Raw genomic sequence first — 17044 nt, forward strand, 5'->3', positions numbered from 1 at the left:
TTTTCTTATATAAATAAATATTACGCCATTATATACTTATACTGATAAATAAAACAAGTAGTAAAGACAACATTTAGGAATATATGTTGAGGATTTCCAGTGGTTCGCAAGATAGAGGAACTAACTTGGAAGTAATGTAAACAGTCGTTTCGATAAATAATGTATGGCAAGACAAAATCTTATAAAGTTCAATATAGGTAATTAGATTCTTTTGCTCTCCTGCCGGTTAACCTCTTCTCCGGCGGATTCTTTTGCTCTCCTGCCGATTAACCTCTTCTCCGGCTGACTTTCTCCTTCCATAAATTAAACCCGGAAGATACATAGCGTACCTTCCGGGTTTCGTCCTTATGCCTGTCTTCGGTTAATTTTATCCCCATTACAGGAAAAAACGACTTTCTTTTCCTCTACATATGTTTCCATATAAACGGTTCTGCCCCAAAGCTGATAAATATATGGCAGGACATTTTCCAAATACTTTACATCCAGCTCTGTTCCTTCATAACTGTGTACGAGATATAACTCGCCATTACGTAAATAGTCCCCGTTTTCTACACAAATATATGGAAAACCGCCGTTCACACGCATGGAAACAAGCTGTTCACGCACATTTTTATAGTCTTTATCCGTAATTTGATAATTCCTTCCCTTTTTCTCAAAAAGGTACATATCTTCACGTTGTACTAATTCCTTCGTTAAATAATTGCGGATAAAGGATATATCTGATTCCATCTCTCTTACCTCGAAAATTTTATCTCTTCCTGAATTTTGCTTCACGCCAAGCATTTTCATTTCCTCTGTTGGATTATTGTAGCGTTCTTCGATGTCCTCAAATATTTTCAAACCTAGGTAATAAGGGTTAATACCCTGTTTGGATGGCTGCACAACACCCGCGTTTAGCGTCGCAAATTCAATCGTTTCATCTGAGGTCAGGTCCATTTCTCTTAGTATGCGTTGGTGCCAATAAGATGCCCAGCCCTCGTTCATAATTTTGGTTTCAAGCTGTGGCCAGAAATAAAGCATTTCTTCACGCATCATAGTCAGAATATCACGTTGCCAGTCTTCCAGCTCCCGGCTATATTCCTGGATAAACAGCAAAAGATCCTTCTCAGGTCTTGGTGGGAACTTTTTGCTTTTTCTTAATGCAGGTAATCGATTATTTTTATCCTCTATTCGGTCCAATTGCCAAAGGTCGTCATAAGGGGTTTTAACAGCTTTTTCCTCTGCCTCTTCCTCCTCCATATCATACGATGGCAGCTTCGGACGTACGATGGATGGGTCTATATGTTCTTGGATGGCAAGCACGGCATCCAAAAATTCCTCTACTTCCTTCTTTCCATGGATGAGCTCATAATTTGCGATTCTTTCAGCAGTAGCAGTCATACTTTCAACCATATCTCTACGGGTATTGGAAAAACGCACATTATTTTTGAAGAAATCACAATGGGCAAGGACGTGGGCAATAATTAATTTATTCTGGATTAAGCTGTTTGTATCCAACAGGAAGGCATAGCAAGGATTAGAATTGATAACCAACTCATAAATTTGACTCAATCCTAAATCATATTGAAGCTTCATCTTGTGAAATTGTTTCCCAAAACTCCAATGTGAAAATCTTGTCGGCATTCCATATGCACCAAATGTATAAATGATATCTGCAGGACAAATTTCATAACGCATGGGATAAAAATCAAGACCAAATCCAGCGGCGATTTCAGTTATTTCACTAATCGCATGACTGAGTTCCTCTGTTTCCTTCAAAATTAGATCCCCCCAATTGACTTTATATAATGTATGCTACTACATATAAAACATGAACCCTCCAGAAAAATGTATGATTATTTTGGATAAGGAAAACTTATAGTTAGGAGGGATTTATTATGCATCAACAATATTTATCAATCGAACAATTTAATAAACTACTTCATAAATGGAACGGTAAAACGGTAAAAATTGCTAAACAGGAATTGGATGATTATGATGAAATAATTATGCGCTTGGACCGTATTTCCTATGAAACCGACTCACAGAGATTGGATGATTATGAGCCGATGCATTCCTTACATTTAAACGGAATGGGAAGAATTGAAAATGCCACCAGCCAATTTGAGCCATTACCTTCCCCACTGTATGAGATACCTTTGGAAGATTCTTCTCTCTACCAGTTTGATGGAGAGCGCTTTTCGCTTGTAACGGATCGAGCTATTTATACTATTGAACTTGCAGGTGAATGAAACAAGTGCCCGACATGTAAAGTCATGGCACTTGCTCCTCTTATACGTTTGTTGTTTCTTTTTGAAAGAAGCTCTTCAACGCATGATATACATCATTTTTCTCTTTTAAAATATAATGGCGAAACTTTTCATCACTAATATTCTCATATGCGCGCATTAAAGTTGACTTTCGACTATATCCGTTTACTTCTCCATAGCCAAACATGCTTGACACATCCATAATTTCATTGACGAGCTTTATACATTTCGGATTATCAGATGTGATGTTCTCTCCATCTGAAAAATGAAAAGGATAAATATTATAGCGTGTTGGGTTGAATCGTTCATCAATAAGCTCCAGAGCTTTATAATACGCCGACGAACAAATTGTTCCACCACTTTCTCCTTTAGAAAAGAAGGCTTCTTCCGTGACAACCTTTGCTTCGGTATGATGAGCGATAAAGGCAATTTCCACGGATTCATACTTTGATCGGAGGAACCTTGTCATCCAGAAAAAGAAGCTTCTTGCAATATATTTTTCAAATGTTCCCATGGATGCACTCGTATCCATCATCGCAAGTACTACCGCTTTAGATTCCGGTTTGATGACATCATTCCATGTCTTAAATCGGAGGTCGTCATTATAAATGGGTGTAAGCCCTGGTCTTCCTTCTGTTGCATTCCGTTTAATTGCTGTTAAAATCGTCCGTTTTTTATCAATATTACCCATAAGCCCTTTTTTGCGTACATCATTAAACTCCACTTTTTCTGTAATAATTTCAGCTTGCTCCTTCTCCTGGAGATTAGGTAGCTCCATCTCCCGGAAGAGAGCATCCTCCAACTCAGCTAGAGAAACCTCTGCTTCATAATAATCCTGGCCAGGCTGATCTCCCGCTTTTTTTCCTTTACCAGCACCGTCTTCTCCTTGACTACTGCCGTCTCTGGCAACAATATCACCAATTTGACTATCCCCATCGCCTTGCCCGACATGTTTTGTTTTATCATAATTGTACCTGATTTTATATTCATCCAATGACCGTATAGGAATCTTAATGACATCCCGACCATTTGACATAATAATATTTTCTTCACTAACTAAATCCGGCAAGTTGTTCTTAATGGCTTCTTTCACCTTATCCATGTGACGTTGTTGATCCTGATAGCCTTTGCGATGGAGGGACCAGTTTTCCTGGGAGACAACGAAATTTTCCTTTTTCTCCTGCATACTATCTCCTCCTGTAAAATTGTTAAAAACTTACCTTCCAAGCAATTGATTGCTTTCTTTATCCTATGCAGCTCGGCTCTAGTTATTGCACTTTTTAGAAAACTTAGGGGAAAATGAGAAAAAGAGTGGTGATGTTTGTATGGGTGAATGGTAGTTGTGAGGCGGAAGGCAGATTTCGGCTGCATGGGGGAATCTTTCGGCGAGAATCTGGATTATTCGGCGTCGCTGCATTCCTAATGCTGCGATTTTCATATGCAGGAAAAGAGACTGCACATGGCAGTCCTTTTTTAATTGATATAACCTCCGTGCTCATATATATACGAAGCTACCCCACGATTACGATGGATCGATCCTTTAAAAGAATGAGATTTTAATAACGAATCAATCTGATTACGAATCTTTGTTTGTTCCTCCAAAAGTTCTCCTTCCAGCTGCTGTACAAGGAACAGGATCTGGTTACGTGCCTCTTCTAGGGATGCTTCCATCAGATGTTGTTTAATACCATCCTTCTGCTCATCTCTATATTTCCTTGTACGCATTAACACCGATTCGGAGGCAAATAGATGTATAGCCAGATCAGACAGCTTCATAAGTACCTCTTGCTGCTGCTCCAGATGAGTATCATACTTTCTACGTGCCAGCTCAACAAGAACAAGATATATGGAGCGAATATCCTGAACCAGTTTCAGCCGGTCCCCACTTTCCTCTGTCGATGCTTCGTGCAGATAAGTAAATGCATCCTTTACAGCCTGTTCATATGGAAGCACACCTTTCGCGGCTTTCTTTAGAAACTGGCCCGGCAGCAGCAGGCGATTAATTTCATTTGTCCCCTCAAAAATTCGATTAATCCGGGAATCGCGGTACATCTGTTCAATGCGGTATTCATTAATAAAACCGGCACCACCATGTAGTTGTAATCCCTCATCCACAAGATAGTTCAATGTTTCTGAACCATATACCTTACAGGCAGCACATTCTATAGCATATTCGGATAATGCTGTAGCTACCAGTCGCTGGTCCTGTTCCTGATCCATTCCGTGCAATGCCTCTTCCAGCAATGCTGATGTTCTGTATTGCATAGATTCCGATGCATAGATGCGGGCAGCCATTTTTGCTATCTTCTCTTTGGAAACACCAAATTCAGCAATCGGCTGGCCAAATTGCTTTCGCTCTGTAATATGGTCGACTGCTTCACTTAATGCATATTTGGAGGCGCCGACACATGCGGACCCCAGATTGAAGCGACCAAGATTAAGAACGGTAAAGGCGATGATATGCCCTTTCCCTACTTCACCGAGTACGTTTTCAACAGGAACCTTACAATCCTCCAGAATTACTGAACATGTAGAGGATCCTTTAATACCCATCTTCTTCTCTTCTGGTCCAAGTTCCAAGCCCGAGAAATCCTTTTCTACGATAAATGCAGTATACTGATTGCCATCCACCTTGGCATAGACGATAAAGGTATCAGAAAACGCCGCATTGGTAATGTAGAGCTTTGTTCCGTTTAGTAAATAATGTGTTTTAGTTTCATTCAGAACAGCTGTCGTCTTTCCGCCCATCGCATCAGAGCCTGCTTCCGGTTCTGTGAGACAATAAGCACCAATATATTCACCACTTGCGAGCTTTGGCAAGTACTTTCGCTTTTGCTCGGCAGTGCCATAATACGTAATAGGCAGTGTCGCAATACAGGTATGATTGGAATGTGCTACACCATAGCTTCCAGTGCGTCCCACCTCCTCACCAACAAGCCCTTTGCTTATTTTATCAAGACCCAACCCGCCGAATTCTTCTGGGATACTGTGTGCAAGAAGACCAAGCTTACCGGCCTTTTTCATCAGTCCTACAACAACAGGAAACTCCTGATCTTCGATGGCATCACGGTTGGGCTCCACTTCCTTTATTGCAAATTGCCGGGCTGATTTCTTTATCATTTTATGCTCATCTGTTAAATCTTCCGGGAAAAACATCTCTTCTGGTGGTTGTTGCCGGATTAAGAAGGACCCTCCGGTTGTCCGTAATTTTTCAGTTCGCAATTTAATTCCTCCTGTCCTGTTTTGCTACCAGCTCCTATACTCCTATTTATGCTTGAATACAGGTTTACTTTTATTTATAAACGCATCAACACCCTCGCGGACATCTTCTGTCTGAAATACATCAGTAAAAAGCGTTGCCTCCAAATCGATGCCATCCTGCAGGTTTTTCTCCAATCCCTCATCTACCGCCTGCTTGATTCTGAACAATGACTGCAATGACTGATTGGCAATCTGACCAGCCAGCTTCATAGCAAGGTTTAACCCTTCCCCCTGTGGAGTAACATGATTGACAAGGCCGATTTTCTCTGCATCTGAAGCTGCAATAGGCTCGCCTGTGTACATCATTTCTTTTGCCTTTGCTGCACCTACGACTCTGGAAAGCCTTTGGGTACCACCACCGCCAGGGAACAGTCCCAGTTTAACTTCCGGCAGGCCAATGAAGGCATGCGCTTCAGCGATACGAATATCAAAAGCTAGCGCCAATTCGCAACCTCCCCCAAGTGTCAGTCCATCCAGTACGACAATGGTGGGTTTTGGCAATTGATCAACGGTGTGCAGCATACCATGGATTTCCATTACCTCCTCTTTCATATTTGGGTTATCCATTAGTTGGGGGAATTCTTTAATATCAGCACCTGCCATGAAGGCTTTATTCCCGGCTGTTGTCAAAATAGCACAGACAACCTCTTCATCCTGCTGTACCTGTTCAAATACCTTCTTTATTTGCTGTTGTACCGCGCTTCCCATCACATTTAATGGCGGGTTGTCAATAATAATATGAGCAATCCCATTTTCTTTGCTGTATGTAACCAATTCTGCCATGTTAATTTCTCCCTTCCTTATAGTCATACCAACCCTTGCCTGTCTTTCTTCCGAGATGCCCTGCCTCTACTTTTTCCTCAATCGATTTAGCTGGTAGGTCTTTAGGGTCTCCTGTCTCCTGATAAAGCTGCATGTTGGCGTAATAACCAACATCTATACCGGATAAATCCATAAGTTCAAAAGGTCCGATTGGATGCCGGAGCGCTTTTTTGGTAATCAGATCAATTGCTTCAAAATCGGCATAACCATTTTCAAAGAGGTATAATGCTTCATTGGAAATAGCAAAAAGCAGGCGGTTAGCGATAAATCCATAAATCTCTTTTTCAAGAAGCACACCGGTACGGTCAATTTTTTCGCAAAAGTCCATCCCTGTCTGGGCTGTTTCGTCTGAAGTTTTTTCACTTTTTACTACCTCCACACAATCCATCACAAGCGGTGGGAAAAAGAAATGCATGTTAAGTACCTTATCCGGCCTTGCCGTAACGGTTGCAAGCTTGGAGTTCACAATAGTAGAACTGTTGGAAGCAAGTATTGTATGTTCCGGTGCCAGCTCATCCAACTGCCGGAACACCTTCTGTTTTACATCCAGTTTCTCTACAACCGCCTCAATGACCAGATCGGCATGCTGTACGGCCTCCTCCATGCTTGTTGTGAAATGCAGATGGGAGAATGCCTTTTCCTTTCCTTCCTGTGTAATCTTTTCCTTTGCCACCCATTTATCCATATGACCCGTGAGTTGCTCTTTAGCTTTCACTAATGCTGGTTCCTGAACATCCTGTAAATAGGTTTTAAATCCACCGAGTGCTGATAGCATGGCAATCTGATGTCCCATTGAACCGGCACCAATGACAGCAACCTGTTGAACATGCTCTATTCCCATTTCATTTCCTCCTTATTTACTAACTGGTTAGTATTTATTTTGTAATAGATTGGAAGGGAGAAGTTCCCTTCCAAATATATGCTTCTTATTTTCGGCTTTCATCCCGAATTGCTCTGCGGAGAATCTTACCCACATTTGTTTTTGGCAGTTCTTTACGGAATTCAATGACACGAGGCACTTTGTATGCAGCCATATTTTCCCGGCAGTAGGCAATGAGTTCTTCCTCTGTACATTGGGTTCCTTCTTTCAGCACAACAACTGCTTTTACCGTTTCACCGCGATATTCGTCAGGAATGCCTACAACCACCGCCTCCTGTATGGCCTCGTGTTCATACATAACCTCTTCCACATCACGCGGGTAAATATTATATCCACTTGCAATAATCAAATCTTTTTTTCGGTCTACGATATAGACATAACCATCTTCATCCATACTGGCAATGTCTCCTGTATACAACCAGCCGTTCTGCAATGCCAAATCGGTCTCCTCTGGCATATTCCAATACCCTTTCATCACTTGGGGACCGCGAATAACCAACTCTCCCATTTCCCCGGGGGCTTGTTCCTTCTCACCTATTTCCAAATCAAATATTTTATATTCCGTCCCTGGAATTCCAATCCCAATGCTTCCCGGCTTTCTTGTTGAAAATAATGGATTGCAGTGGGTAACAGGGGAACTTTCAGAAAGCCCATACCCCTCCAAAATCATCGCACCTGTTTTCTTTTCAAAGGAACGCATTAGCTCTTTAGGCATAGGCGCACTGCCACTGTTGCAAATCCTGATGCTGTCAATTCCAAACTTCTCCGCCTGGGGATGACTGTTGATGGCCACATACATTGTCGGTACACCCGGGAATGTCGTTGGCTGAAGATCTTTAATTGTATGCAGCACTTCCTCCAGTTCAAACTTGGGCAACATTATACTCATCGCACCAGTATAAATGGAGAGATTCATACATGCCGACATGCCAAACACGTGAAAAAGTGGAATAACTGTTAAATAACGGTCTTCTCCCAAGGTAATCTTGTCTTTAAAATACTCGTACATCTGGATGACATTTGCCAACAAATTCCTGTGAGTCAGCATAGCTCCCTTAGATCTTCCGGTAGTACCTCCAGTGTATTGCAAAAGGGCAATATCCTCTGCCGGGTTAATTTGCACGGGGTTTGGCAATCCGGCTGCCTGTTGTAAAAAGGCTGAGAACCCTGTGGTCACACCGTCCTCTGTTTCCTGTCCATCCAGCTTTACCTTAATAACTGTTTTCACAGCAGTCTCATCAATAATCTGCTGGAGAACGGGAAGCAACGGTTCAAGAATCACAATCGTTTCCGCACCGGAATCTGTCAGAATATGTGCCAGCTCTTTCCCAACCAGCATTGGATTCACTTGGGTAACAATCCCGCCAGCCTGCAATGCTCCATAATAGCTGATCACATATTGCGGACAGTTGGGAAGCATTACGGCCACCCTGTCGCCCTTCACTACATGGTTTTGCTGCAGTGCAGCAGCAAAACCAGCTGCTTGCATCCCAAGCTCCTTATAGGTAATCTTTTTTCCGTAAAAATACAATGCGGGATGATCCTCATACTCGGAAACCTTCTGCATAAGCATTTCCGGAAGCGACTCATCAGGAATATCGACTTCCTGCCTGATATGTGAAGGATATTGCTTTAACCACACCTTTTCCATTGCATATCTCCCCTTTGTTGGCAACGCTTACATAATTGCCGAGTGAACTGTTACGGTATTAATACAAGCTTTCCCTTTGTCTTCCTGCCTTGTAATAGCCGGTGTACCTCTCTTGCCTCCGTCAGTGGATAGGTCCCACCAATGGTCAACTGCAAGTCCCCATTGCTGACATATCCCAACAGATGCTGAAGGCTTTCTTGGAGCAGTTGCGGATGTCTCATGATCTGGGGCAGAAAGAAACCAATAACAGATTGATTTCGCTTCATCAGGCTTCCCGGGTAAAATTTTGCTTGCTCACCGCTAGCCGCTCCATAAATAACCAGACGTCCAAATGGTGCGAGACATTTAACTGTCTTATGAAAAACCTCTCCCCCCACCATTTCCATTGCAACATCCACTCCCTTGCCGTCTGTAAGTTCCCTTACACGCTGTTCCCAGCCATCTACTGTATAATTAACCATTTCATCAGCGCCAAGTTCTTTTGCAAATTCTCTTTTTTCTTCCGTGCTTGCTGTTGCGATTACCTTGCCGGCACCAAACAGCTTGGCAAGCTGGACAGCCAATGAGCCTACACCTCCTGCTGCTGCATGAACAAGTACTGTCTCACCCTCCTGGAGGCGTCCCATCGTTTTTAAAATGTGATAGGCACTCAATCCCTGAAGGGGCAATGCAACAGCTGTTTCAAAAGCCACCCCATCAGGTACGGGAATAATAGTGGCCGCCGGCAGTGCCACATATTCGCTGTAGCCACCTGACTCAATTAGGGCCACTATTCGCATCCCTTTCTTTACATGCTGAACCTTTGCACCCACTTCTGTTACAATACCCGCAACCTCAGCACCAGGGGTGAAGGGCAATTCTGTCGGTACGACGTATTGTCCCTCTCTTCTTGCCGTATCTGCATAGTTCACTCCAACCGCCTTTACTTCTACTAAAACTTCATTTTCCTTTATCTGCGGAATCTCCTGATCTACCACCTGCAATACATCCGGAGAACCGTATTCATTAAACAAGATTGCCTTCAAACTATGTTCCTCCCTATCATATATATTCTTTTACCTGAGTTTAATTCTTTCCCTGCCCACTAATTGCGGGACTACATCCAGGAAATTGATTTGGCTTATATAGTGCAGATCATCGCCAAGACCATATGCAAGCATCTTCCTGCCTACCTTTGCTGCCGACAAGATAGATTCAGCCTGGTTACTTGTATTTTGATAGAAAATACTTGCGGCAAGGGCGCTATCACTTAAGTCAACCGCTTCTTCTGCTGCAGTAACCAATTGGTGAATAAAGCAACCAGCTCCGTAAAAATCCTCCATATTAAACTGATCACCGGATCCCGAACAAATAACAAGAATCGTCTCCCCATTATATTTTTGGATTACCGCATCCGCTACTGCCTTGCTGTTTAATAATGATGCAATATAAACTTTATTCGCCTGTGCCGCCTTCCGTATTGCCACAGTCCCATTGGTTGTCGATAATAGAACCGTTTTCTCCTTCACCTGATCTCGAAGTGCTAATGGGGTAGGTGCGAGCATGCCAGATAGGGTCTGGCCATTGTATTCTCCTGCAATACAGATGTCATTCTGGTCATTCCATCCTTCTTTTGCCGCATGTGCTTCTTGCGCATTCATAAAGGGGATTACCTGGTTAGCCCCATATGCCAAACAGGTTGTAATCGTCGAAGTAGCAAGCAGAACATCAAACAGAACAGCAAGCTTATCTTCTGTTATTTGGCTTGGATCGATTTCTTCTTTCTTCCAAAGAAGATGTACCTTCACTTTACTCCTCCGCCCTTTGCAGTCTCCCAGGCATAGCGGATCAGGTTTGCAACAAATGTATCAAAGTGCGCAAATCGTTTATCCTTTGTCTGCCCCTGCTTATAACGGTAATAAATTTGCTGGCAAATAACAGCAAGTTTAAAATAAGCAAATGTCAGATAGAAATGTATGTCGGAAATATCTCGTCCACTTTTCTCCGCATAGGCTTCCAGGAACTCCTTTCGTGTATAGAAACCATCCAATACCGTCACTGGCGGCTTCCCTAGCCCTCTTTTCAATATTTCCGGATCGTCTGACTGAATCCAATAACTCATCGCGGCCCCCAAATCTGCTAATGGATTACCAACTGTAGTCATTTCCCAGTCAAACAGACCTGTCATTTCTTTAAAATCCGCAGAAAACATTGCATTATTTAATTTATAATCATAATGAATAATACTTGGTTCCTGAGAGGCTGGTATGTGGTTCTGCAGCCAGTCTGTCAGTATGCCGACATCCTTGACATCGTCGGTCTCTGCCCTTTCGTATCTCTTAATCCAACCGGCAACCTGCCGCTCCATAAATCCATCCGGTTTTGTCATAGTGGCAAGCTCTGTAGTTTGATAATCAATCTGATGTAATGCCACAAGCTGGTCTACCATTAATTCAGATATCTTTTTCCCCAGTTCTGGCTTATAATCTATATTCGCTGGAAATTCGGTATCCAGCACAACTCCGTTTCGTCTTTCCATAAGAAAAAAAGGACTGCCGATAATAGTAGAATCATCCGAAAAGATGTATGGCTTTGGAGCTGCGGAAAATACAGGATTTAGGCTTGACAAGATGCGATATTCTCTCTCCATATCATGGGCTTTCGGTGCTACCGGGCCACATGGTGGTCTCCGCAGCACGGCTTCCCAATCGCCAATTTTCACAAGATAGGTAAGGTTTGAATGTCCAGCTGCAAACTGTTTTAATTCTAATTTCCCCTCAGGAATGCTGGGAATATTTCCGGTAATAAAGTCCGCCAGCCGTTGCTTATCCAGTTCTTCTCCTTTTCGTACTTCGATCGTTTCGGTAGTTTGGTCTGCCATTATTTCACCGCCTTACTACTCAGTATTTCTTTGAATGATTCAGGTATCGGAACAGTCTTCTGTTTGTTCACATTGAAGTAAACAAGGACGGCATCTCCTCTTGCAATAACATCTCCTGATTCCTTCTCCCTCATGGTACTTGTTAATGTCATACTCTTTGTACCCATTCTGCTTACCTCTGTGGTAACACCTAGTACCTGGCCGAAGTATCCTTGCTTAATAAAATCACACTTTGTCGATACTAGCATAAATGCATAATTTTCCTTTTGTATATCAATTCCCATTTTTGCCAAAAACTCAATTCTGGCTTCCTCCATATAAATAAAGTAACTTGTATTATTGATATGACCCAATGTATCTGTCTCACCAAACCTCACCTTAATGTCCAACTATGTCCCTCCTGTTCCTCCATGCTCCATTTACTTAATACCGTTTAGAATCATGTCTGTATAAATTTCTGCCAGTTCATCCGGGGTTATAGTTCCATCAGGCTTATACCATTGGTAGCTCCAATTGGTAACACCTAAAATGCCAAATGCGATCATGTCTGAACGCAGGCCTTCACGGAATTCCCCTTTTTCTTTTCCTTCATCCAAGGTTTTTTCAATGTTAAAACGGAACTCATTTCTCTGTTGCTTAATCTGTTCGATATTTTCACTCTTCAAGTGGCGTATTTCCCTGAAGAAGACACGCGCACTTGATCCTTTATCCGCTATATCGGTAATCAACAGGGAAATAATGCGGCGAATCTTTTCCAACTGGGAAATCTCCTCCTGTTGAATAATTTTCTGTTGTCGGCTTAATAGCTGAGTAATGTAATCAGAATGGATATCCATTAACAGTTGCTCTTTGCTGGAAAAGTAATAGTAGAACGTTCCTTTGGTGACATCAAGTTCGTTTACAATATCCTGAATCGATGTCTGGCTGAAACCTTTTTTCTCAAATAATTTAATACTCTGTGCTGTCATTCTTTCCTTCATCGCTGATTCCCCATTTGTTAATTTTTTTAGTTATTATAGTGTTTGTGGAAAAAACACTTTTCCAGGTTCCAGACCCCGGTGCTTGTTCAATAATCTTATTTATAGCGCGCTCGCTCCGCCATCTACGGCTAAAATATCTCCTGTGACATAGTCGGACGCGCTGGATGCCAGGAATAATGCTGCGCCTTTTAAATCCGAATCACTGCCCAGTCGTTTGAGAGGCGTTCCCTGCAAGATCTTATCCTTGCCGTAGTCAATAAGCACCTGTGACATCTTGGTCGGGAAAAACCCTGGTGCTATTGCGTTGACATGAATATTGTACTGCCCCCATTTTGCTGCCAGGTCTTTTGTAAATGTCATAATCGCACCTTTGCTTGTATTGTATCCGATCGTGTCCATATAAGCAGGATCTGTTCCGCCAAAGCCGGCCACTGATGAGATGTTGATAATTTTTCCGCTGTTTTGCTTAATCATCACTGTACCAACCTCCTGGCTCATCAAAAAAGTCCCGGTAACATTGACGTTCATTACTTTTTGCCATGCCTCAAGAGGCATATCGACAACAGACGCTCCCCATGTGGCACCACTGTTGTTCACCAGAATATCAATGGAGCCGAACCTCTCTTTTGTTTCGGAAACAACCTGCTTCACATCATCCGGATTGGTAACATCACAAGCAACCGCCAGAGTACCCACATTATGTTTCTTCAATTGTTCACACATTTCCTGGCAGGCCTCCAGCTTGCGTGAGCAAATAACTACATTGGCCCCTGCTTCTGCAAATCCTTCTGCAATCTGTGCTCCAAGTCCCCGTGCACCCCCTGTGACAATTGCTGTCTTGCCATCTAATCTAAATAGATCAAGAACGTTCATATTATCTTCCCTCCAGGTGATATTTTTTTAATTCGAGCTTGGCAATCTGTCTGCGGTGCACCTCATCCGGTCCATCCGCAAGTCTTAGTGTCCGGGCATTTGCCCAGTGGGCTGCAAGCGTATAATCATCACTCACACCAGCTGCGCCAAATGCCTGAATGGCTCTATCCAAGACACGTAGCGCCATGCTTGGTGCCACTACTTTAATCATCGCTATTTCTGCTTTTGCTTTCTTATTGCCAACAGTGTCCATCATGTAAGCTGCCTTTAGAGTCAGTAATCTGGCCTGTTCAATATCAATCCTTGATTCAGCAATCGATTCCTGTACAACACCCTGTCCAGCCAATTTTTTTCCAAAGGCTTCCCGTTGCTGCACACGCTTACACATTTCCTCCAAGGCCCGCTCTGCTGCACCAATTAGCCGCATACAGTGATGAATTCTCCCCGGTCCAAGCCTCCCTTGTGCAATAGCAAACCCTTTGCCTTCCCCCCAGATGATATTTTCTACAGGGACTCTCACATTCTCATATGTTATCTCTCCATGTCCATGTGGGGCATGGTCATAACCAAATACAGGCAGCATCCGTTCAATGGTAACCCCAGGTGTATCCAAGGGAACAAGGATCATTGCCTGCTGTTCATGCCTCGCTGCTTCCGGATTGGTTTTCCCCATAACGATGGCGATTTTACAGCGAGGGTCACCCGCTCCCGAAGACCACCATTTCCGTCCGTTAATGACATATTCATCACCATCCCGTGTAATACTCGCTTCTATATTTGTTGCATCACTGGAAGCCACATCCGGCTCGGTCATGGAAAAACAGGAACGGATTTCGCCATTCAGCAATGGAACAAGCCATTTCACTTTTTGCTCCTCTGACCCGTAACGCGCGAGAACTTCCATATTCCCGGTATCCGGAGCATTACAGTTAAACACCTCAGGACCAATCATGGAACGACCCATTATCTCACAAAGTGGTGCATATTCCTGGTTCGTCAATCCTGCGCCATATGTACTGTCAGGAAGAAAAAGGTTCCATAAGTCCTTTTCCTTTGCCTTCTGTTTTAACTCCTCCATAATCGGTGGCACTTTTTCCCATCGACTTGTTTGCTCATTTAGTTGTACTTCATAGGTTTTCTCATTTGGATAGACATGCTCCTCCATAAAATTTGTTAACTTCCTCTGGAGCTCAATCACTTTCGTTGAATAAGAGAAATCCATTACAACACCCCTCTATATATACTGTGGTTAACTCACTAACCGGATAGTATGTTCAGAATATTATAACCAATATATAGCAAGTGGAGAAAAAATGCAAGTGTTGGAGAAAAGATTAGTTGCCTCAAAATAAAGGAATGCTTGAACTAAAATGGATGCATTTTTTTACTGAAGAGATATCTGTGCCGCAAAGTTTGCTTGGTTTTAGTAACTGATTGAATAACATAACGAACTTTCGCTGCCTCATGTCAACACAAAGACAGAACCAGCACTTATCCTGGTTCTGTCAATTTCAAGCTCTACCGGTTCAGCAAACTTCCAACATAACGCAGCAATTCATTTGCTGATACGGAATTATATCCATACTCATCTATTAATCTGGCAATCACTTCGTTAACCTTCTTAAGCTGGGACTCATCTGGCGTCTTGGATGAGGTGGTGATTTTCACTACATCCTTCAGGTCAGCAAACAACTTCTTCTGAATTGCTTCACGCAAACGTTCATGGGAACTGTACTCAAAGCGTTTACCCTTTCTGGCATATGCAGAAATCCGAATTAAAATCTCTTCTCTGAAAGCACGTTTGGCATTTTCCGAAATTCCAATCTGCTCCTCAATTGAACGCATTAACTTCTCATCCGGGTTCATTTCTTCCCCTGTCAATGGATCCCTTAATTTATTTTTATTGCAAAACGCTTCGACATTATCAAGATAGTTATCCATTAAGGTTTTTGCAGATTCTTCATACGAGTATACAAAGGCCTTCTGAACTTCCTTCTTGGCGATTTCATCATACTCTCTTCGTGCAATTGAAATATAATTCATATAGGTTTCTTTATCATCATCAGATATGGATGCATGTTGGTCCAGCCCTTCTTTAAGCGAGCGGAGTACATCTAAAGCGTTAATGGATGGTACTTCTTTACGAATGATAGTGGATGAGATCCGGTTAATCACATACCGTGGATCAATCCCCTTCATCCCTTCTACAGGGAACTCCTTCCTCAATTCCTCCACATCCAACTGATTAAAGCCTTCTACACTCTCACCATCATACAGCCGCATTTTCTTAACAATATCAACGCCCTGTTTCTTGGAATCCTCCAATCTGGTTAGGATTGAAAAGATGGCCGCAACTCTTAAAGCATGTGGAGCTATATGCACATGAGCCATATCGCTGTCGTGAATCATTTTTTGATATATGCGCTCTTCCTGACTTACCTGGAGATTATACGGAATAGGCATAACAATAATTCTGGAATGCAGCGCTTCATTTTTCTGATTTGCAATAAATGAGCGATATTCCGCCTCGTTCGTATGAGCCACAATTAACTCATCAGTTATATAATGATGTATACTAAAAATAAAATACCAGACTGTATTTTTAATTATCAACATATTTACAATATAAAAAGAACCACTGGATTATTCTCCAGCGGCTTGAAGTCTTTTCTGTTTAATTAATAATACTCTTGCAATAAGTGAGTGGATATCTTCGTCTGTTTCTGCAATTTGACGGGAAGGTTTGAATACTGTGATTATTCCACACTTTCCTTCTATCTGTCTAATTTCTTTTGCCTGTTCACTGTCTTGGAGTTGAACATCCTCATTCATTGCAACCCCTCCCCTTGAAGACAATATATGTCCTTTGGGGATTGAACTTTCGTGTAATTTTTCTGTAAACTGCTGCATACGTATTACCTCCTAATGGAGGCCGTATGTATTACTGAATAGTGTTATAAATATGTGTTATGATTGTTGACTTGCTATACATCTTGGCCTTTTATTTTGTTTGTTTGAATATAGGATATCATAAAACTTAAAAGACCAAATTAGTATGAAATAACATTCTTGATAAATCTTAAAAAGAATTAAACAATCTCTAATAGATAATCCAATTCCAATGGAACATCACTATGTAAATCTTGCTTTAGGATAGACCATTCTAAATTGTATTTATTGCAAATCAATGAGAACTGCTTGAGGTTCTCCCAACTTCCTAGTTCCTCATGGTCATATATAAGTACACGATCAAATAATGTCCTATCAATCTGGCTAATATATATTTCTAGCATATCAATGTTTAATAAAAGAAAGATATTTATTCTTTTGTTGAAAGCACTCGCATGGTCAGTGAGCATATGTTTTACATAGTTATATTCCTCAAAGTTGAAAGTAACACCAAAATACTTCCCCAAATTAATCACCCTTCTTGTGTGTCTTTATTTACCTCTCATGATAACGTGAATC

The 17044-nt window shown here is 42.0% G+C and carries 16 protein-coding genes and 1 pseudogene; 1 reads left to right on the top strand and 16 read right to left on the bottom strand.

Annotated features, from left to right (window positions below):
- Positions 1-345: 345 nt before the first annotated feature.
- Entirely contained in the window at positions 346-1758 is a 1413-nt protein-coding gene (locus tag X953_RS17765) for a SpoVR family protein (protein ID WP_040956730.1), read from the bottom strand.
- A 119-nt stretch (positions 1759-1877) separates the two neighbouring features.
- Here X953_RS17765 and X953_RS17770 point away from each other — a divergent pair, with 119 nt between their 5' ends.
- Positions 1878-2231 (top strand): hypothetical protein, encoded by a 354-nt coding sequence (locus tag X953_RS17770; RefSeq protein ID WP_040956731.1) that lies wholly within the window; start codon positions 1878-1880, stop codon positions 2229-2231.
- A 40-nt stretch (positions 2232-2271) separates the two neighbouring features.
- Here X953_RS17770 and yhbH read toward each other — a convergent pair whose 3' ends face one another.
- The 15 genes and pseudogenes from yhbH to X953_RS17845 form a co-directional block, all read right to left on the bottom strand.
- Positions 2272-3435 carry a sporulation protein YhbH gene (yhbH, locus tag X953_RS17775; protein WP_040956732.1) on the bottom strand — a complete coding sequence of 388 codons (1164 nt, stop codon included), beginning with the start codon at positions 3433-3435 and terminating at the stop codon, positions 2272-2274.
- Positions 3436-3722: 287 nt separating this feature from the next.
- Positions 3723-5405 carry an acyl-CoA dehydrogenase family protein gene (locus X953_RS17780; RefSeq protein WP_084715777.1) on the bottom strand — a complete coding sequence of 561 codons (1683 nt, stop codon included), beginning with the start codon at positions 5403-5405 and terminating at the stop codon, positions 3723-3725.
- A 108-nt stretch (positions 5406-5513) separates the two neighbouring features.
- The gene (locus X953_RS17785) at positions 5514-6299 is read right to left on the bottom strand and encodes an enoyl-CoA hydratase (protein ID WP_369792748.1); all 786 of its coding nucleotides are present in this window, start codon (positions 6297-6299) and stop codon (positions 5514-5516) included.
- Positions 6295-7173, bottom strand: coding sequence for a 3-hydroxyacyl-CoA dehydrogenase family protein (locus X953_RS17790; RefSeq protein WP_040956735.1), 879 nt, complete (start codon positions 7171-7173; stop codon positions 6295-6297). Before X953_RS17790 ends, X953_RS17785 begins: the two co-directional genes overlap by 5 nt.
- Positions 7174-7258: 85 nt before the next feature.
- A complete protein-coding gene (locus X953_RS17795) occupies positions 7259-8863 on the bottom strand; it encodes a long-chain fatty acid--CoA ligase (RefSeq protein ID WP_040956736.1) in 1605 nt (534 codons plus the stop codon).
- A gap of 50 nt (positions 8864-8913) precedes the next feature.
- Complete coding sequence (locus X953_RS17800) at positions 8914-9888, bottom strand: quinone oxidoreductase (RefSeq protein WP_040956737.1); 975 nt, start codon at positions 9886-9888, stop codon at positions 8914-8916.
- A 30-nt stretch (positions 9889-9918) separates the two neighbouring features.
- On the bottom strand, positions 9919-10650 hold the full coding sequence (locus X953_RS17805; RefSeq protein WP_040956738.1) for a 2-phosphosulfolactate phosphatase: 732 nt from the start codon (positions 10648-10650) through the stop codon (positions 9919-9921).
- Complete coding sequence (locus tag X953_RS17810) at positions 10647-11723, bottom strand: phosphotransferase family protein (protein WP_040956739.1); 1077 nt, start codon at positions 11721-11723, stop codon at positions 10647-10649. The genes X953_RS17805 and X953_RS17810 overlap by 4 nt, the downstream gene beginning before the upstream one ends.
- Entirely contained in the window at positions 11723-12112 is a 390-nt protein-coding gene (locus X953_RS17815) for a thioesterase family protein (protein ID WP_040956740.1), read from the bottom strand. Before X953_RS17815 ends, X953_RS17810 begins: the two co-directional genes overlap by 1 nt.
- 30 nt (positions 12113-12142) lie before the next feature.
- The gene (locus X953_RS17820) at positions 12143-12703 is read right to left on the bottom strand and encodes a TetR/AcrR family transcriptional regulator (protein ID WP_040956741.1); all 561 of its coding nucleotides are present in this window, start codon (positions 12701-12703) and stop codon (positions 12143-12145) included.
- Positions 12704-12802: 99 nt separating this feature from the next.
- Positions 12803-13576, bottom strand: coding sequence for an SDR family oxidoreductase (locus X953_RS17825; protein WP_040956742.1), 774 nt, complete (start codon positions 13574-13576; stop codon positions 12803-12805).
- A 1-nt stretch (position 13577) separates the two neighbouring features.
- Complete coding sequence (locus tag X953_RS17830) at positions 13578-14798, bottom strand: acyl-CoA dehydrogenase (RefSeq protein WP_040956743.1); 1221 nt, start codon at positions 14796-14798, stop codon at positions 13578-13580.
- Positions 14799-15094: 296 nt separating this feature from the next.
- A pseudogene (locus X953_RS17835) lies at positions 15095-16132 on the bottom strand (protein prkA); the annotation flags it as partial.
- Positions 16133-16219: 87 nt separating this feature from the next.
- Positions 16220-16486, bottom strand: coding sequence for a hypothetical protein (locus tag X953_RS17840; protein ID WP_040956744.1), 267 nt, complete (start codon positions 16484-16486; stop codon positions 16220-16222).
- A gap of 179 nt (positions 16487-16665) precedes the next feature.
- Positions 16666-16992: a hypothetical protein gene (locus X953_RS17845; RefSeq protein WP_040956745.1), complete on the bottom strand. Its 327-nt coding sequence runs from the start codon at positions 16990-16992 to the stop codon at positions 16666-16668.
- Between the last annotated feature and the right edge of the window lie 52 nt (positions 16993-17044).

It is taken from the genome of Virgibacillus sp. SK37, assembly GCF_000725285.1.
Taxonomy (GTDB): Bacteria; Bacillota; Bacilli; order Bacillales; family Amphibacillaceae; genus Virgibacillus_Q.